Annotated in this window: 20 protein-coding genes; 8 read left to right on the top strand and 12 right to left on the bottom strand. The window is 65.3% G+C overall.

Annotation, left to right across the window (positions count from 1 at the left end; all coding sequences use genetic code 11):
• Positions 1-107: 107 nt before the first annotated feature.
• The 3 genes from EV580_RS05255 to EV580_RS05265 are packed head-to-tail and all read left to right on the top strand — an operon-like array spanning position 108 to position 2,702.
• Complete coding sequence (locus EV580_RS05255) at positions 108-1,286, top strand: NAD(P)/FAD-dependent oxidoreductase (RefSeq protein WP_133690039.1); 1,179 nt, start codon at positions 108-110, stop codon at positions 1,284-1,286.
• Between the two features lie 9 nt (positions 1,287-1,295).
• Positions 1,296-1,817, top strand: a complete 522-nt coding sequence (locus EV580_RS05260; RefSeq protein ID WP_133690040.1) for a hypothetical protein — start codon at positions 1,296-1,298, stop codon at positions 1,815-1,817.
• 27 nt (positions 1,818-1,844) lie between these two features.
• Positions 1,845-2,702 carry an acyl-CoA thioesterase gene (locus EV580_RS05265; protein ID WP_133690041.1) on the top strand — a complete coding sequence of 286 codons (858 nt, stop codon included), beginning with the start codon at positions 1,845-1,847 and terminating at the stop codon, positions 2,700-2,702.
• Here EV580_RS05265 and ygiD read toward each other — a convergent pair.
• From ygiD to EV580_RS05280, 3 genes are all read right to left on the bottom strand, one after another.
• Positions 2,699-3,463: a 4,5-DOPA-extradiol-dioxygenase gene (gene ygiD / locus EV580_RS05270; RefSeq protein ID WP_133691051.1), complete on the bottom strand. Its 765-nt coding sequence runs from the start codon at positions 3,461-3,463 to the stop codon at positions 2,699-2,701. The two genes, EV580_RS05265 and ygiD, sit on opposite strands and share 4 nt — an antisense overlap.
• A 23-nt stretch (positions 3,464-3,486) precedes the next feature.
• Complete coding sequence (locus tag EV580_RS05275; RefSeq protein ID WP_133690042.1) at positions 3,487-4,371, bottom strand: phytanoyl-CoA dioxygenase family protein; 885 nt, start codon at positions 4,369-4,371, stop codon at positions 3,487-3,489.
• A gap of 65 nt (positions 4,372-4,436) precedes the next feature.
• Positions 4,437-5,144, bottom strand: coding sequence for a LysR family transcriptional regulator substrate-binding protein (locus tag EV580_RS05280; RefSeq protein WP_133690043.1), 708 nt, complete (start codon positions 5,142-5,144; stop codon positions 4,437-4,439).
• 28 nt (positions 5,145-5,172) lie between these two features.
• On the opposite strand from EV580_RS05280, the gene EV580_RS05285 reads away from it, so the two are divergent.
• Entirely contained in the window at positions 5,173-5,553 is a 381-nt protein-coding gene (locus EV580_RS05285) for a DUF5997 family protein (protein ID WP_133690044.1), read from the top strand.
• A gap of 1 nt (position 5,554) precedes the next feature.
• Here EV580_RS05285 and EV580_RS05290 read toward each other — a convergent pair whose 3' ends face one another.
• The 5 genes from EV580_RS05290 to EV580_RS05310 all read right to left on the bottom strand — a co-directional run bounded on the left by EV580_RS05290 (position 5,555) and on the right by EV580_RS05310 (position 9,992).
• Positions 5,555-5,956 carry a VOC family protein gene (locus EV580_RS05290; protein ID WP_133690045.1) on the bottom strand — a complete coding sequence of 134 codons (402 nt, stop codon included), beginning with the start codon at positions 5,954-5,956 and terminating at the stop codon, positions 5,555-5,557.
• A 153-nt stretch (positions 5,957-6,109) separates the two neighbouring features.
• Complete coding sequence (nrdE, locus tag EV580_RS05295) at positions 6,110-8,278, bottom strand: class 1b ribonucleoside-diphosphate reductase subunit alpha (RefSeq protein ID WP_133690046.1); 2,169 nt, start codon at positions 8,276-8,278, stop codon at positions 6,110-6,112.
• Complete coding sequence (gene nrdI, locus EV580_RS05300) at positions 8,245-8,727, bottom strand: class Ib ribonucleoside-diphosphate reductase assembly flavoprotein NrdI (protein ID WP_133690047.1); 483 nt, start codon at positions 8,725-8,727, stop codon at positions 8,245-8,247. Before nrdI ends, nrdE begins: the two co-directional genes overlap by 34 nt.
• A 28-nt stretch (positions 8,728-8,755) precedes the next feature.
• Positions 8,756-8,995, bottom strand: coding sequence for a glutaredoxin-like protein NrdH (nrdH, locus tag EV580_RS05305; RefSeq protein ID WP_133690048.1), 240 nt, complete (start codon positions 8,993-8,995; stop codon positions 8,756-8,758).
• A 454-nt stretch (positions 8,996-9,449) separates the two neighbouring features.
• Entirely contained in the window at positions 9,450-9,992 is a 543-nt protein-coding gene (locus tag EV580_RS05310; protein ID WP_133690049.1) for an NAD(P)H-dependent oxidoreductase, read from the bottom strand.
• Positions 9,993-10,081: 89 nt separating this feature from the next.
• On the opposite strand from EV580_RS05310, the gene EV580_RS05315 reads away from it, so the two are divergent.
• Together EV580_RS05315 and EV580_RS05320 are read left to right on the top strand one after the other, a co-directional pair.
• Entirely contained in the window at positions 10,082-10,681 is a 600-nt protein-coding gene (locus EV580_RS05315; RefSeq protein ID WP_133690050.1) for a TetR/AcrR family transcriptional regulator, read from the top strand.
• Positions 10,678-11,724: a DNA polymerase IV gene (locus EV580_RS05320; RefSeq protein WP_133690051.1), complete on the top strand. Its 1,047-nt coding sequence runs from the start codon at positions 10,678-10,680 to the stop codon at positions 11,722-11,724. Before EV580_RS05315 ends, EV580_RS05320 begins: the two co-directional genes overlap by 4 nt.
• Before the next feature lies 1 nt (position 11,725).
• Here EV580_RS05320 and EV580_RS05325 read toward each other — a convergent pair whose 3' ends face one another.
• Positions 11,726-12,595, bottom strand: coding sequence for an SDR family oxidoreductase (locus EV580_RS05325; protein WP_133690052.1), 870 nt, complete (start codon positions 12,593-12,595; stop codon positions 11,726-11,728).
• 3 nt (positions 12,596-12,598) lie between these two features.
• Complete coding sequence (locus tag EV580_RS05330; protein ID WP_133690053.1) at positions 12,599-13,237, bottom strand: TetR/AcrR family transcriptional regulator; 639 nt, start codon at positions 13,235-13,237, stop codon at positions 12,599-12,601.
• 130 nt (positions 13,238-13,367) lie between these two features.
• On the opposite strand from EV580_RS05330, the gene EV580_RS05335 reads away from it, so the two are divergent.
• The gene (locus EV580_RS05335; RefSeq protein ID WP_133690054.1) at positions 13,368-14,852 is read left to right on the top strand and encodes a cytochrome P450; all 1,485 of its coding nucleotides are present in this window, start codon (positions 13,368-13,370) and stop codon (positions 14,850-14,852) included.
• Between the two features lie 9 nt (positions 14,853-14,861).
• Here the strand turns inward: EV580_RS05335 and EV580_RS05340 are convergent, their stop codons facing one another.
• Entirely contained in the window at positions 14,862-15,326 is a 465-nt protein-coding gene (locus EV580_RS05340; protein ID WP_133690055.1) for a homocitrate synthase, read from the bottom strand.
• Positions 15,327-15,485: 159 nt separating this feature from the next.
• Positions 15,486-15,755, bottom strand: coding sequence for a metal-sensitive transcriptional regulator (locus EV580_RS05345; protein WP_108055629.1), 270 nt, complete (start codon positions 15,753-15,755; stop codon positions 15,486-15,488).
• 111 nt (positions 15,756-15,866) lie between these two features.
• On the opposite strand from EV580_RS05345, the gene EV580_RS33620 reads away from it, so the two are divergent.
• The gene (locus EV580_RS33620; RefSeq protein ID WP_166654587.1) at positions 15,867-16,004 is read left to right on the top strand and encodes a DUF8730 family Cys-rich protein; all 138 of its coding nucleotides are present in this window, start codon (positions 15,867-15,869) and stop codon (positions 16,002-16,004) included.
• The last annotated feature ends 2 nt before the right edge of the window (positions 16,005-16,006 follow it).

The following is a 16,006-nucleotide window of genomic DNA, read 5'->3' on the forward strand; positions in this document are numbered from 1 at the left end:
GCCCCGGCGGTCGGCGATGACGATCACACCGACCTACGCCGAGGCGAGCGATTCACCGTTCTCGGATAGCATCGAGGCAATCCAATCATCGAAGCGAGACGAGACACGTGACCGAGCGATTCGACCTGGTGATAGCCGGCGGAGGGCCATCGGGGTCCGCGGCAGCATGGCAGGCCGCGCAAACTGGCGCGAAAGTGGTGGTCCTCGACAAGGCCGAATTTCCGCGGGACAAACCCTGTGGTGACGGCCTGACCGCGCGCGCGGTGAGCTACCTGCAGAAGATGGGCCTGGCCAAGGAGATCTCCCACTTCCACAAGATCAGCGGTGTCACGGTCTTCAGCCCGTCGGAGTGGGAACTGTCGTTCCCGAAGCGTCCCGGCATGCCCGACTACGGCCGCACGGCCGGCCGCGCCGAACTCGACACCATGCTGCTCAAGCACGCCGAGTCCGCCGGCGCGGTGGTGCGCCAGGGCTGCGAGGTCGCCGGTCCCGAGTTCGATGCCCGGGGCCGCGTGATCGGTGCGGTGCTCAAGAGCGGCGAGAAGGTTCTGGGCGACGCGGTCATCGCCGCCGACGGCGCCTACTCCCCCTTCAAACGGGCACTCAAGATCGACTCGGACTACAACGGCTACTCGGCGATCGCGATCCGTTCGGAGATGCACGCCAACCGCGCGGACTCCGATCGCTTCGAGATCTACCTCAAACTGCTGTTCCAGGGCGACCAGCTGCCGGGCTACGGCTGGATCTTCCCGATGGGCGGCGGCCGGTTCAACATCGGGCTCGGCTACGTCAACAGCTACAAGAACTGGCAAGCCATCAACGCCACCCACTTCTTCGGCGACTTCCTGCGCACCCTGCCTGCCGAATGGGAGCTGCCGTCGGTCGAAGAGCTGAAGAAGAACAAGACGGTCCGGGCCTGGCGGCTGCCGATGGGCTTCACCGCCTGGCCGCCGTGGCGCCCCGGGGTGCTGTTCGCGGGTGACTCGCTGGGCGCGGGCAAACCGGTGTCGGGCGCGGGTATCTCCAAGGCGCTGGAATCCGGCTTGGCCGCCGGCGAGTGTGCGATCGCGGCGCTGGAAAACGGCGGACCCGACGACTTCACCAACTACCAGCAGCGCATGGAAGCCGCGTGGGGACGCGAGTACAAGCGCGGCCGCTTCTTCAACAAGCTGGCCGGCTACCCGAAGGTGTCAGAAACCGGGCTAAAACTGCTCGATAACCACACCTTCCGTGATCTGCTGCTCAAGTCGTTGTACAAGAAGGCGCAGAGCCCCCAACACACCTAGCCTGCTGGCATGTTCGACGACAGCACGGTGACGATGACACCCGGTCTCACCGACGAGGAATTGGCCGGCGTCGAGGCCGAGTTCGGATTCGAATTCGCCGACGACCACCGGTCGTTTCTGTCGTCGGGACTGCCCGTCGGTGCATCGTGGCCCGACTGGCGGGACGCGCCGCGCCGGAGTCTGCAACAGCGATTACGGATGCCCGCCGAGGGAATCCTGTTCGCTGTCGAATGGCGGGACTTCTGGAGCGCCGACTGGGGCGTGCGCCCGGCCCGAATGAAGGATGCGTTGCGTAGCGCGAACTACCATCTGGCGCGGGTACCGCAGCTGGTGCCGGTGCATTCCAATCGCTACCTACCCGCGGGCCGGGGAAGTTTGGGGCATCCCGTGTTATCGGTGTACCAGACCGACGTAACAAACTGCGGCACTGGCCTTTTCGCTTACGCAGAACGCGAACTCGGGCACCACGACTCCGACCCGGCGTTGCAGACGGCGTCGACGGTGCGGTTCTGGTCCGACCTGATCGGCTGAACGGCACGCCACTGATACCGTCGGGCGGTGGCATCGCTGGACGACGAGCTGAACGCGGCATTCACCCTCACCGATGTGGGCGACGGGGTCCTGCGGGCGCCGTACTTCACCGAGCGGCGCGGCGTCGTCTTCGGCGGCCAGATGGTGGGCCAAGCAGTGGTCGCCGCCACCCGGAGCATTCCCGACAAACGGGTGCGCTCGGTGCAGACGGTCTTCGCTAGGGGCGCGCAGCTCGACCAGCCGGTCGATATTCGGGTCGAGCCGATGCATGTCGGACGCAATATCGGCAGTGCGACAGTGACATTCGTTCAGAACGACCGACTGTGCGCACGCTCGCTGGTATTGCTCGATGTCGAGGAGCCGGATCTCGTACGTCACCAGATCCCGATGCCCGACGTACCGTCGCCGGACCCGGCGAAAGCTGTCGCCCACTGGCTGGCGGCCCCGCACACCATCGTCGTCGGCGACGTCGACATCGCCGACCCCGCACTCACCGGGCCGCCGACGTTACAGCTGTGGATTCGGTTCCCCGAGGCCCCGATCGGTGATGCGACGGTGGCGCGAGCGCTGCTCGCCCACGCCAGCGATGGCTGGCTCATCGCGACCGCGATGCGGCCCCATGCCGGCCTGGGTCAGTCGATGGCTCACACCGAGGTGTCGACCGGTGTGCTGACCCAGGATGTGACCTTTCACGACGAGTTCGACGCCCGGCAATGGCTGCTGATCGATCACGAGGCTCAGGCCACCGGAGCGGGGCGCACGTACGGCTGCGGGCACGTGTTCACCGAAGACGGCCGACTGGTCGCGTCGTTCGTCCAGGAGGCGCTGCTGCGCCGGTTTCCCGACGGTCAGGACCCGCGCGGGAAGACGTCGACGATCTTCTAGGCACCGAGCGTGTAGGACGTCATCGACAGCGATCCGTAGGTGCAGCCGTCGGTGAGCACCTCGACGTCGTCACCGTCGGCGGCCAGTCCGGCGAAATACAGCAGGGGCAGAAAGTGATCGGGTGTCGGCACCGCGGCGGCGTAGTCGGCGTCTTCACGCAGCCGGACCGCATCGCCCGGTGCCTCGAACAGCTGCGCCCTGGCGTGGTCGTCGAAGCGCTGAGCCCAGTCAAAACCCTTGTCCCCCAACGCCGGTTCCATACCTGCCAAATTGTGGACGACGTTGCCACTGCCGAGGATCAGCACGCCGCGCTCCCGCAGCGTCGCCAGCTTGGCTCCCAACGCGAGGTGATATTCCAGCGGTTCGAACGCGTTGATGGCCAACTGCACCACCGGCACTGAGGCATCCGGGAAGGCATGCACCAACACCGACCAGGTGCCGTGGTCGATCCCCCAGCTGTCGACGTCGGCGCCCACCCACGTCGGCTCGACGACGTCGGCGATCTCATCGGCGAGCTCCGGCAGTCCCGGCGCCGGGTACTGCACGTCGAAGAGTTCGGTCGGAAAACCGAAGAAGTCGTGGATGGTTCGCGGCAGTGCCATCGCGGTGACGGCGGTCGCGTTGATGTACCAGTGCGCGCTGACGACCAGGATCGCCCGCGGCCGCGGCACCGACTGACCGAACGCCCGCCACGCCGCCGTATACCGATTGAGCTCCAAGGCGTTCATCGGGCTGCCGTGTCCGATGAACGCTGCGGGCATGAGTGCGGCCATAGGCTCCAGTGTTACTCGCTATGGGTCAACTGGTCGGCGAACGCCGCACTCGAATTGCCATTGAGCTTGGCCGCATCGAAGCCATAGCCGATCGCATCGCCACGGATTGCGCGCAGCGGGTCCTCGAAGTCGCGGAAGTAGCCCATTGCCCACGCGCCCTCCTGATAGCCGATCAGTTTCAGCAGGTCGTCGTCGAGTGTGCGCGCGACTTCGGGTGGTACCGAAAGGAATTGGTTCTCCTCCTGGCGCAACCAACCGAGGCAGTAGTTGACGTTGATGGCACGCCGAACCCGGTCGCTGCGGTTGGCGGCACCGCTGTGCACGATCTTGCCGGAGTAGAGCAGCACCGAGCCGCGCGACATCTCGGCCTGCAGGCATTCTTCGTCGGCGTAGTCGGTCGGTTTCTTGTCACCGATCTGGCTGCCCGGGACGACGCGGGTGGCGCCCATCTCGGCGGTGTAGTCGGTCATCGCCCACAGCGTGTTGCACTGCACGTGGTAGTCGTCGGGGAACGGGTAGAAGTCGAAGGCGTTCTGGTCGCGGTGCAGTGCCTGGTCGGATTCGCCCGGCTCGATCGAGATGACCTGGGTCAGCATCAGCTGGAAGGCGCTGGCGTGGCCGAGAAAGTCCTGGCACACGCCGAGGATGGTCGGATCCTGGATCAGCGTGCGGCAGGCCGGCGAACGGGCGACGAGCGCGCCGGTGCGGCGGGTCTTGCGACCGATCATCGCGTTGTAGCCCATCGGCGTCGCGTCGAGATACGGCGCGAGTTCGTCACTGATGCTGTCCATCAACGCGTCCGGAACCAGGTTGTCGACGATCACGTAGCCGTCGCGGCGCAGGTGGTCGGCGAGTTCGGAAGGCGATGTGGTGGCCGGGACGTGGTTCAGCGTCATGGCTTCCAGTATCTCGGAGCACGTGTGTTGACCAGGTAAAACAGCGTCACACGCCCGTTACGCCGCTAGCGCTTGCCGCGCTTGACCGGCTTACGTGCCACCTTCCCCGCCGCGGCACGCGCGGCCTGCTTGGCCAGCGTCTTCTCCCGTGCGGTCCGTTTGGGTGCCGGCTGGGCGGCCCCGCGCGACGAGCCGGGCTTGCGGCCCCGCACGATTCCGGTGAACTCCTCGACCAACGCCGACGGCTGCCCCTCCGGGAAGGCGAGCGCCACCGCACACGTCGGCGCGCCGGCGATTGGCCGATAGGTGAGGTCCTTGCGGTGATACAGCCGGGCCAAGGACTGCGGAACGATCAGCGCGCCCAATCCCGCGGCGACGAGTTCGATTGCGGCCTCGGTGGTTTCGGGCCGATGCTCGAGCGGGGTGCCGGGAGCGTCCGCCCAGGCGACGACGTCATCGAGGGGTAGCAGCGTCGGTTCATCGTCGAGGTCGGCGACGGTGGCCTCGTCGGCGGCGCCGAGAAGGTGGTCGGTGGGTACCACGACGACCGTTGTCTCCTCATAGAGCGGGATGACGGCCAACCCGGAGGTGTCGGCGGGGAGTCGGAGCAACGCCACGTCGACGGTGCCGGCCCGCACCTCGGTGGCCGCGTCGGCCGCGGCGATAGTACGCAATGTCAGGGGTACGTCGGGATGACGATCGGCCCAGATCCGCGCCCATTTCGCCGGCGTCGCCCCGGGGACGTATCCGAGGGCGAGCGAGGGCGAGGTCACGGCATCAGGCTACCGATAGGCTGAGGCGATGAGCAGGCCTAACGCGCAGTCCATGAAGCCCATGACGGCGGCGAAGAAGCTGGACGTGTACCTGCCGGCGACGCCCGAGGAGTTCCAGGCGAACGCGATCACCCGCGACGAGCTGGCCGCGCTGCAGGCGGATCCGCCGCAGTGGCTGAAGGATCTCCGCAAGAACGGCCCGCACCCGAAGAACCTCGTGGCCGCCAAGCTCGGTGTCTCGATCGCGGGCCTCGCTCGCGGCGGTGTGGTGGATGCCCTGACCACCGAGCAGATCGACGCGCTGCTCGCCGACAAGCCTGACTGGCTGATCGCCGAGCGCGAGAGCTACCAGGCGGTGCTAGCCGAGGAGCGTCGGGTCAAAGCTCAGCGGGCCGAGAAAGCTCGTTGATTCAGTTCTGACTCAATGAGTCGTCGGCCCAGAAGATCTGCCAGGAATGGCCATCAAGATCGTTGTAACTGCGCCCGTACATCGACCCGTGGTCTTCGGAATCCCCGTCGGTGCCACCCGCGGCGATGGCGCGATCCACCAAAGCATCCACGGCATCACGACTCTCGACGCCCAGGCAGACCACGCATTCTTTGACCTTGGCCGCGTCGGCGGTCTCCACCGGGTGCAGCGAGTCGAAGGCCTCACGCTGCAGCAGCATCGCGAACTGATTGTCACCCAGCACGAGGGTCACTGCGCTCTCACCGCTGAGCTGTTCGTTGATCGCGTATCCGAGACCGGAGAAGAACTTTCGCGAGCGGTCGACGTCGGCGACAGGCAGGTTGACGAACAGCATTGCGTGCATGGGTTCCTCCGTGGCTTGCGCGGGATCCTGTTGGGATGCCATCGAAGAAATAGACCCGACAGCTTCGCGAAACTCATCGAAATAGAACTGAGAGCGCAGAATCCGCGGATTCTTCGCTCTCAGTTCTGACTCAACGCATTGGTACAATGGCCGCTACAACATGCAGCTGACGCAACCCTCCACCTCAGTGCCCTCCAGCGCCATCTGGCGGAGACGGATGTAGTACAGCGTCTTGATTCCCTTGCGCCAGGCGTAGATCTGCGCCTTGTTGACCTCACGGGTATCGGCGGTGTCCTTGAAGAACAGCGTCAGCGAAAGGCCTTGGTCCACATGCTGGGTGGCCGCCGCGTACGTGTCGATGATCTTCTCGTAGCCGATCTCGTACGCGTCCTGGTAGTACTCCAGGTTGTCGTTCGTCATGTAGGGCGCCGGGTAGTACACGCGGCCGATCTTGCCTTCCTTGCGGATCTCGACCTTGGACGCCACCGGGTGAATCGACGACGTGGAGTGGTTGATGTAGGAGATCGATCCGGTCGGCGGGACGGCCTGCAGGTTCTGGTTGTAGATCCCGTTGGCCTGCACCGACTCCTTGAGCCGCAGCCAATCCTCTTGCGTGGGAATGCGAATGCCCGCATCGGCGAACAGTTCACGCACCCGCTCGGTCGCCGGCTCCCACACCTGCTCGGTGTACTTGTCGAAGAACTCGCCCGACTTGTACTTCGACTTCTCGAAGCCCTTGAACGCCGACCCGCGCTCGATGGCGATCTTGTTCGACGCCCGCAGCGCGTGGTAGAGCACCGTGTAGAAGTACATGTTGGTGAAGTCGATGCCCTCTTCGGACCCGTAGAAGATCCGTTCGCGCGCAAGGTATCCGTGCAGGTTCATCTGGCCGAGGCCGATGGCGTGCGAGTCGTTGTTGCCCTGCTCGATCGAGGGCACCGACCAGATGTGCGTCTGGTCGCTCACCGCGGTCAACCCGCGGATGGCCACCTCGATGGTCTGTGCGAAGTCTGGCGAATCCATCGCCTTGGCGATGTTCAGCGAGCCGAGGTTGCACGAAATGTCCTTGCCCACCTTGGCATACGACAGATCCTCGTTGAACAGCGAGGGCGTCGACACCTGCAGGATCTCCGAGCACAGGTTGCTGTGGGTGATCTTGCCCTCGATCGGGTTGGCCCGGTTCACGGTGTCCTCGTACATGATGTACGGGTAGCCCGACTCGAACTGCAGCTCGGCCAGCGTCTGGAAGAACTCGCGGGCCTTGATCTTGGTCTTGCGGATCCGGCCGTCGTTGACCATCTCGTGGTACTTCTCGGTGACCGAGATGTCCGCGAACGGAACGCCGTACACCTTCTCGACGTCGTACGGCGAGAACAGGTACATGTCCTCGTTCTTCTTGGCCAGCTCGAACGTGATGTCCGGAATCACCACGCCCAGCGAGAGCGTCTTGATGCGGATCTTCTCGTCGGCGTTCTCCCGCTTGGTGTCCAGGAAGCGGTAGATGTCGGGGTGGTGGGCGTGCAGGTAGACCGCACCCGCACCCTGCCGCGCGCCGAGCTGGTTGGCGTAGGAGAACGAGTCCTCCAGCAGCTTCATGATCGGGATGACGCCCGAGCTCTGGTTCTCGATGTTCTTGATCGGGGCGCCGTGCTCGCGAATGTTGGTCAGCAGCAACGCCACTCCGCCACCGCGCTTGGACAGCTGTAGCGCCGAGTTGATCGAGCGGCCGATCGACTCCATGTTGTCCTCGATGCGCAACAGGAAGCAGGAGACCGGCTCGCCGCGCTGCGCCTTGCCCGAATTGAGGAACGTCGGGGTGGCCGGCTGAAAGCGGCCGTCGATGATCTCGTCGACCAGCTTCTCGGCCAGGTCGGTGTCACCGGCGGCCAAGGTCAGCGCCACCATCACCACGCGGTCCTCGAAGCGCTCCAGGTAGCGCTTCCCGTCGAAGGTCTTCAATGTGTAGGAGGTGTAGTACTTGAACGCGCCGAGGAAGGTCGGGAAGCGGAACTTCTTGGCGTAGGCGCGATCGGTCAGCGTCTTGACGAAGTTCCGCGAGTACTGGTCGAGAACCTCACGCTCGTAATAGTTCTCGCGAATCAGGTAGTCGAGCTTCTCGTCCTGATTATGGAAGAAGACGGTGTTCTGGTTCACGTGCTCGAGGAAGTACTGGCGCGCGGCCAGACGATCCATGTCGAACTGGATCTTGCCGTCTGCGTCGTACAGATTCAGCATCGCGTTGAGCGCGTGGTAGTCGGTCTCCCCCGGCAACGCGTGCCCTGACGTCGTTACAGGCTCAGCAGCTGTGACTGTAGGTGGCACGTGTCCTCGTCCTTCCAGAATTTCGTCAATTCCGCACGGACGGCTTCCACGTCCTCAGCGGTTCCCATCATTTCGAAGCGGTAGAGCAGCCGCACCTTGCACTTGTGCGAAACCAGTCTGGCCGCAAAGCAGTACTCGGCACCGAATTGTGTATTGCCGGCCCCGACCACCGCGCGGATGTGGGACCGATTGTTCTGATTGTTCAAAAAAGCGATGACCTGCTTGGGCACATATCCTTTGGCGTCGAGCCTCGGGCTGTCCCCCCGGCCTCTGCCGTAGGTGGGCAGAAGCAGAACATAAGGCGCGTGAACCTCGATGCGCTCGTGCAGGGGAATCCGGATGGCCGGCACGCCCAGCTTCTGGACGAAGCGGTGGGTGTTCTCCGAAACGCTGGAGAAGTACACCAACCGCTCCGCGCCGGCCAGGTTCGGGCTGCCATCCGGATTCATCACTTCGCTCCTCGTGGCGCCCGGACTGCTATGCGCTCAGTGCGGCACCGGTGAGGGCTTTGATCCGCTCCGGCCGGAAGCCGGACCAGTGATCACCACCGGCGACCACGACTGGCGCCTGCAGGTAGCCCATCGCCATCACGTAGTCGCGAGCCTCGTCGTCCACGGAGATGTCGATGACGTCGTAGGCCAGCCCTTCCTTGTCCAGGGCCTTGTAGGTCATGTTGCACTGCACGCACGCGGGCTTGGTGTAGACGGTGATGGTCATCTTTGGTATGGCTCCTCAGCGAAACATGGCGATGGACTCAAGACGGTCACGGGACGAGCTGTGCGCAGGCACTCATGAACTTTCAGCGAGCTTTCGGACCGTGAAATTCCTGGCTGTCGGGGCCGCTTGAACCGACATCTCAGCTTCGGTTCCGGCGATCCGGCGGCCCTGTGACTCTCGGGTCTGTCGGCCTGTCGAACACTACACCTAGTGTCCGACAGCGAGAAGAGATACAAGATGTTCTGAATAACATTTCTGAAATTCCCTGGTCGTAACCGCTCCGGAGCCTCTGCGCTCGGCGTGTCGCATGTCACAACACGCCGACCGGCACCCACTAGCCCTAGATGTACCACCGGGTACCGACATCGCCGGCCGATCAGCCCGGAGAACACCCGTAGATAGCAAAACCGCCGGCGCATCGGCACCGGCGGCTTTACAAGCTGGGAGGACGCGCTCAGCCGACCTCGGCGGCGAGTTTGCCGACCACGTCACGCACCGCCGCGGCGACTTCGGCGTTCTCCCGCGGATGCTTGCCGTCGAGCGTCTTGGCAGGCACCGCCAGCTTGACCGACTCCACCACCCGAGGACCGGCGACCCCGAATGACTTACGCGTCTCGTCTTGGGCCCACACGCCGCCGTACTGGCCGAACGAGGCCCCGATAACGGCCAGCGGCTTGCCTTTGAGGGCGCCGTTGCCAAACGGTCGCGACAGCCAGTCGATGGCGTTCTTCAAGACACCGGGGATGGTGGCGTTGTACTCGGGCGTGACCACCAGGGCGGCGTCAGCCTCCGCGGCCGCCGCGCGCAGCGCCACCACCGCGGCGGGCGCGTCCTCGGTGTCGATGTCCTCGTTGTAGAACGGCAGATCGCCGAGCCCCTCATAGATCGTCAGCGTGACGCCGTCGGGTGCCGCCTCGGCCGCCAACTCGGCGAGCTGGCGATTCACCGACGCCGCGCGCAAGCTGCCTACCAGCGTCAGAACCTTGATATCGGCCATGTCTGCACATCCCTTTCGTCGCCTGAGATCTTCGCACGCAACAACCGGACTACGGTCCGGTTTATTTCCGGCTGAGCTAAAGTGTGGGAGTGAGCATCATCGGATCGGCCAATGAGCTGCCGGTTTCCGCGCCACAAGAACGAGGCGACGCTGCCCGCAACAGGCTTCTCCTGCTCGACGCCGCCCGCACCCTGATCTCCGAGCGTGGCGCCGACAACGTCTCCATGGACGATATCGCCGCGGCGGCCGGCGTGGGCAAGGGCACGGTGTTCCGCCGCTTCGGCAGCCGGGCAGGCCTGATGATGGTCCTACTCGACGAGGACGAACGTGCGATCCAGCAGGCCTTCCTGTTCGGACCGCCGCCCCTGGGTCCCGACGCCCCTCCCCTGCAACGGCTGCTCGCCTTCGGTCGCGAACGGCTGCGGTTCGCGCAGACCCATCGCGACCTGCTCTCGGAAGCCAATCGCGATCCCGACACCCGCCACAACGCGCCGTTCGCGGTGATGCACACCCATATCCGGGTCCTGCTGGACGCCGCAGGCACCACCGGCGACCTCGACGCGCAGGCCGATGCGCTGTTGGCGCTTCTCGACGCCGATTACGTCGCACATCAACTCGACCGCGGCCAGACGCTCGACGGCCTCGGCGACGCCTGGGACGACGTCGCGCGCAAGCTGTGCGGGAGATGACCGCGCCACCGTCGCGACCATGGGTCCTGCACGTGGACCTCGATCAGTTCCTGGCCTCCGTCGAGCTGCGCCGCCACCCCGAGCTGGTCGGCCTGCCCGTAATCGTCGGTGGCAGTGGGGATCCCACCGAACCACGCAAGGTGGTGACGTGTGCGTCCTATGAGGCCCGCGCGTTCGGGGTGCACGCCGGGATGCCGTTGCGCAGCGCGGCGCGCAAGTGCCCGGACGCGACGTTCCTGCCGTCCGACCCTGCCGCCTACGACGAGGCCTCCGACCAAGTCATGGGCCTGCTGCGGGATCTGGGCCATCCGGTGGAGGTGTGGGGCTGGGACGAGGCCTACGTCGGCGCCGATATCGCCGACCCGGCCGAACTGGCCGAGCGGATCCGGACGACGATCGCGGCCGAGACCGGGCTGGCGTGTTCGGTCGGCATCAGCGACAACAAGCAGCGCGCCAAGGTGGCGACCGGATTCGGCAAACCCGACGGGGTCTACACCCTCACCGATACCAATTGGATGGAAGTGATGGGCGCCCGACCGGTGGACGCCCTCTGGGGTGTCGGCCCCAAGACCACGAAAAAGCTTGACAGTCTGGGCATTACATCGGTGCGTGAACTCGCCAACGCCGAGGCCGAATTGTTGACGGCCACGTTCGGGCCGCGCACCGGCCTGTGGTTGCTGCTGCTGGCCAAGGGCGGCGGGGACGCAACGGTCAGCGCCGAGCCGTGGATCCCCCGCTCACGAAGCCACGTGGTGACCTTCCCGCGCGATCTGACCGAGCGCGCCGAGATGGATTCCGCTGTGGTCGATCTCGCCCACCAAGCGCTGGCCGACGTGGTGGCCCAGTCGCGCATCGTCACCCGCGTCGCAGTCACGGTGCGCACCAACACCTTTTACACGCGCACCAAGATCCGCAAGCTCGACCAGCCGAGCATCGACGCCGAGGTGATCACGGCCGCGGCGCTGCGGGTACTGGACCTCTTCGAAATCGACCGCCCGATAAGGCTTCTCGGCGTGCGCCTGGAACTCGCACCGGTGGAGTGAGTCAGCCCGGCGGAATGAAGGTCGCACTGCGGGGCCGCAGTACCCGGGTGAAGAACACGTTGACCCGGCGCATCGCCACGCTGTACGGCCACCACGCCAATCGCTTGAATGCGTAGAGCGCGCGGATATCTGGTGATGTGTAGATCAGGAAGCGGTTCTTGGCGACCCCGGCCAGGATGGCGTCGGCGACTTTTTCCGGTGTCACGGCGTGGCCGCTGAACAGTCGCACCCACCGCTGCACCTTCGGGTGGTCCCGATCGACACCGGCGATCTGCACGGTCTTCACCAGTGGCGTGTCGACCGCGCCGGGCACCACCAGCGAGACGCCGATGTCGTGGCGGGCCAGATCGAACCGCAGCACTTCCGAAAGTCCGCGCAGCCCATACTTACTCGCGCTGTACGCGGCATGCCAGGGCAGCGCGACCAGGCCGGCCGCCGATGAGACATTGACCAGCTGACCACCACGGCCCGCGGCGACCATCGGCGGCAGGAACGTCTCGATGACGTGGATCGGGCCCATCAGGTTGACGTCGATCATCGAACGCCAGTGCCGGTGGGTCAGCTGTTCCACGGTGCCCCACGCCGAAATGCCCGCGATGTTCATCACGATGTCCATCGCCGGGTGGTGGGTGTGGATGTCGGCGGCGAATCGCGCCACCGCGTCGTAGTCAGCGATGTCCAGGGCGCGATGCTCGGCCACTACGGCACCCAGCGCACGGACGTCGGCCACGGTCTGGTCCAGCCCGTCGGCGTTGACATCGGTCAGATACAGCTCGGCGCCGTCGCGAGCCAGCCGAAGGGCGGTAGAGCGCCCGATACCGCTGGCCGCGCCGGTGATGAGCACCCTCTTGCCCGCGAAGCCGTCGACCATGGACTAGGCGCCGACCTGTCCGCCCCAAAGCGCATGCAGCCAAAGCTTTTCCAGGATGAGCACCGCCTCGTCCATCTTCCGGTTGGGGCCGACGAACGCGGAGTCACCAGACAGTGTGAAGGCCGTCGTCGCCGCGAGGGTTCGGACCAGTCCCCGGATATCGTCACTGATCGGGGACGCGGTCTGGTTGCGCAGTTCAGCCTCGACGATCGGCACGATCTGGTCGACGACCGTCTCGTTGTACGCGTCGAGGATCTCCCGGATCTCGGCATCAGTGTGGCGGGCCGCGTTGCAGGCCGACATCACGGGGTCATTGTGGGCGTAGACCACCGCCGCACTGCGCACCATCCGCTCGGCGAAGGCCGTCGGATCTTCGTCGGCGCCGCGCGGCGCGAAGGACTGGGTGAGTTCCTCGAGCTCTTGGCCGGCCTCGCCGACGATGTGCGCCAGCACGGCGTATTTGGAGTCGAAATAGAAGTAGAAGCCCGAGCGGGCGACGCCGGCCCGGTCGCTGATCGTACTGACCGACAGTTCGGCGAACGGCTTTTCCTCGAGCAGTTCGCGCACGGCCTGGACGATGGCGTGCCGCTGCTTGTCACCCCGGCGACGGGGCGCCTCGAAGGGTTCCTGCTGGGCGGTCACCCGTTTACCTTGCACCACGCCACGGCGGAAATGAAACTTGACACGCGTCAAGAATGTTGGCGAAGATGGTGCTGCGTGTGGCCCCGGCCACACCAGTCCGGTTGCCCGCCCCCGTGCCCAAGGAGCGTTGATGCCCACGATCAGCACCCCGCATTATTTGCTGGACCAGGCCAAACGCCGTGTCACCACATCGCCGATGCTGACGCTGCCCGGTATGGGCCAGCTGGAAAAGCGCCTCAACGCCCGCGACTGGCCGCAACACGCAATGGCCGAGCCGCCCGCGGGCAGCGATCTCAAGGCCGTGATGGGCGATGCGGGCCTGCCGATCATCGGTCACATGGTCGAGATGTTCCGGGGCGGACCGGACTTCTGGCTGCAGAAATACCGCAAGCACGGCCCGATCATGCTGCTGGATTCGCCGATCATCCCCACGGTGGCGGCGCTCGGTCCCGACGCGGGCCAGGCCATCTACTCCAACCGCAACAAGGACTTCTCTCAGCAGGGCTGGACCCCGATGATCGGGGCGTTCTTCCACCGCGGGCTGATGCTCATGGATTTCGAAGAGCACATGTTCCACCGCCGGATCATGCAGGAGGCGTTCGTCCGCACCCGCCTGGTCGGCTACACCGAGCAGGTCGACAAGGTCGTCTCGCAGGTCGTCGCCAATGACTGGGTGGCCAACGACCCGCGGTTCCTGCTCTACCCGGCGATGAAGGAACTGACCCTGGACATCGCCTCGATGGTGTTCATGGGCCACGAGCCGGGCACCGACCGGGAACTGGTGACCAAGGTGAACAAGGCCTTCACGGTCACCACCCGCGCAGGCAACGCGATCATCCGCACCGGAATCCCTCCGTTCACCTGGTGGCGCGGCCTGAAGGCGCGCGAATACCTCGAGGGCTACTTCCAAGAGCGGGTGAAGGAAACCCGCGGCAAGGAGGGCTCTGACCTGTTGTCGGTGCTGTGCCAGTCCGAAGACGAGGACGGCAACAAGTTCTCCGACGACGACATCGTCAACCACATGATCTTCCTGATGATGGCGGCCCATGACACGTCGACGTCCACGGCGACGACGATGTCGTATTACCTCGCCGCCAACCCGGAGTGGCAGGAACGCTGCCGCGACGAATCCGACCGGCTGGGCGACGGTCCGCTCGACATCGAGGCGTTGGAGAAGCTGGAGTCTCTCGATCTGGTGATGAACGAGTCGATCCGGTTGGTCTCGCCCGTGCAGTGGGCCATGCGCCGGACCGTGCGCGACACCGAGCTGCTGGGCTACTACCTGCCCAAGGACACCAACGTCATCTACTACCCGGGCATGACCCACCGGCTCGAGGAGATCTACCCCGACCCGTACAAGTTCGACCCGGCCCGCTTTGCCGAGCCGCGCAACGAGCACAAGAAGCACCGGTACGGGTTCTCACCGTTCGGCGGCGGTGCGCACAAGTGCATCGGCATGGTGTTCGGCCAGCTCGAGGTCAAGACGATCATGCACCGGCTGCTGCGCCGCTACCGCCTCGAGCTACCTCGCCCGGGATACGAGCCGCGCCAGGACTACGGCGGCATGCCCGTGCCGATGGACGGCATGCCGATCGTGCTGCGCCCGCTGCACTGAGGCGCCGGCTCAGCTGAGCAGACGGTTGGCGCAGGCGATGACCGCCCGCAGCGCCGACTGGGTCGGATCCTCCGACCAGCCCATCGCCCATTCCCGGCGCTGGCCGTCGCTGCCTTGGACGAACGTCGCGGTGTGCGCACCGGACGTCAGCTGGTGAAAACCGGTCATCTCCACGCCGATCCCGCGCTCGTAGAGCATTGCGGTCAGCGCGGCGACAGGACCGCCGGCCTGGGCGGTCGCCGTCTCGATGCGATCGCCGACGGCCAGGGTCGCGCGGAACCGGCGGGGGGCCGGACTGAGCCGAGACGCGTCGTCGCATTCCCAGGCGCCCAGGCGCACCGGGCCGCCGGTCGGCCTATAGGTCGCGGTGAACACACTCCACGGCATGGTTTCGGCGTGCTCACGCAGCCCGGCGGGCAGCGGCGTGCAGAAGTGGGGTGAGGGTTCAGAGATGGTGGTGCTGTGCGGAGCCATGAATCGGTCTTCTCGTCGAACGGAGGCTGACCGACGTCGTAGTTTCGACCCACAGCGGGGGGTCGGTCTGGATCAGACCCCGCTGCGGGTAGCTACTACGACAAGCGCACGATGCACGGACGCGATGTTAGACCTCGGCGAGCAAACGATGCAACCGAGTTAGGCCAGGGCCAGGAAAAGCTTCTCCAGCTCGGCTTCCGTCATCGGAGCGTCGCCGTTGGCGGAGGCACCGACGACACACTCCCGCAGCCCGGTCGCGACGATCTTGAAGCCGGCCCGGTCCAGTGCGCGTGACACCGCGGCCAGCTGGGTGACGACGTCCTTGCAGTCGCGGCCCTGCTCGATCATCGAGATCACGCCGGCGAGCTGACCCTGTGCGCGGCGCAGCCGATTGAGGACTGCGGCGATGGCGTCTTCATCACCAACCATGGTGAAACCTCCTCAGGTGAATGGGACCAGTTTACCCGAGGGGGTATAACGACAGGGGACGGTGTTTCATGCCCGGCCGTCGGCATAAGCTTTCCGCGCAAAGGAGTTGAAATGTGCTATCCCGTTGAGTGTCCGCGCTGCCACAAGACCACCTGGGCAGGATGTGGCGAGCATGTCGACCAGGTCATGCGTGATGTGCCCCCGGCCCAGCAGTGCACCTGCGAGCGGGCCGGTCAGCCCCAGCGCTGACG

Origin of the sequence: Mycobacterium sp. BK086, assembly GCA_004362315.1 — a bacterium.
In the GTDB taxonomy this organism is placed as follows: domain Bacteria; phylum Actinomycetota; class Actinomycetes; order Mycobacteriales; family Mycobacteriaceae; genus Mycobacterium.

What these genes read in the sequence shown, in the direction of transcription:
- EV580_RS05260 (WP_133690040.1), top strand. Translation starts at nt 1,296, where the DNA reads ATGTTCGACGACAGCACGGTGACGATGACACCCGGTCTCACCGACGAG.
- ygiD (WP_133691051.1), bottom strand. Translation starts at nt 3,463, where the DNA reads ATGCCCGCAGCGTTCATCGGACACGGCAGCCCGATGAACGCCTTGGAG.
- EV580_RS05275 (WP_133690042.1), bottom strand. Translation starts at nt 4,371, where the DNA reads ATGACGCTGAACCACGTCCCGGCCACCACATCGCCTTCCGAACTCGCC.
- EV580_RS05285 (WP_133690044.1), top strand. Translation starts at nt 5,173, where the DNA reads ATGAGCAGGCCTAACGCGCAGTCCATGAAGCCCATGACGGCGGCGAAG.
- EV580_RS05290 (WP_133690045.1), bottom strand. Translation starts at nt 5,956, where the DNA reads ATGCACGCAATGCTGTTCGTCAACCTGCCTGTCGCCGACGTCGACCGC.
- nrdI (WP_133690047.1), bottom strand. Translation starts at nt 8,727, where the DNA reads ATGAATCCGGATGGCAGCCCGAACCTGGCCGGCGCGGAGCGGTTGGTG.
- nrdH (WP_133690048.1), bottom strand. Translation starts at nt 8,995, where the DNA reads ATGACCATCACCGTCTACACCAAGCCCGCGTGCGTGCAGTGCAACATG.
- EV580_RS05310 (WP_133690049.1), bottom strand. Translation starts at nt 9,992, where the DNA reads ATGGCCGATATCAAGGTTCTGACGCTGGTAGGCAGCTTGCGCGCGGCG.
- EV580_RS05320 (WP_133690051.1), top strand. Translation starts at nt 10,678, where the DNA reads ATGACCGCGCCACCGTCGCGACCATGGGTCCTGCACGTGGACCTCGAT.
- EV580_RS05325 (WP_133690052.1), bottom strand. Translation starts at nt 12,595, where the DNA reads ATGGTCGACGGCTTCGCGGGCAAGAGGGTGCTCATCACCGGCGCGGCC.
- EV580_RS05335 (WP_133690054.1), top strand. Translation starts at nt 13,368, where the DNA reads ATGCCCACGATCAGCACCCCGCATTATTTGCTGGACCAGGCCAAACGC.
- EV580_RS05340 (WP_133690055.1), bottom strand. Translation starts at nt 15,326, where the DNA reads ATGGCTCCGCACAGCACCACCATCTCTGAACCCTCACCCCACTTCTGC.
- EV580_RS05345 (WP_108055629.1), bottom strand. Translation starts at nt 15,755, where the DNA reads ATGGTTGGTGATGAAGACGCCATCGCCGCAGTCCTCAATCGGCTGCGC.
- EV580_RS33620 (WP_166654587.1), top strand. Translation starts at nt 15,867, where the DNA reads ATGTGCTATCCCGTTGAGTGTCCGCGCTGCCACAAGACCACCTGGGCA.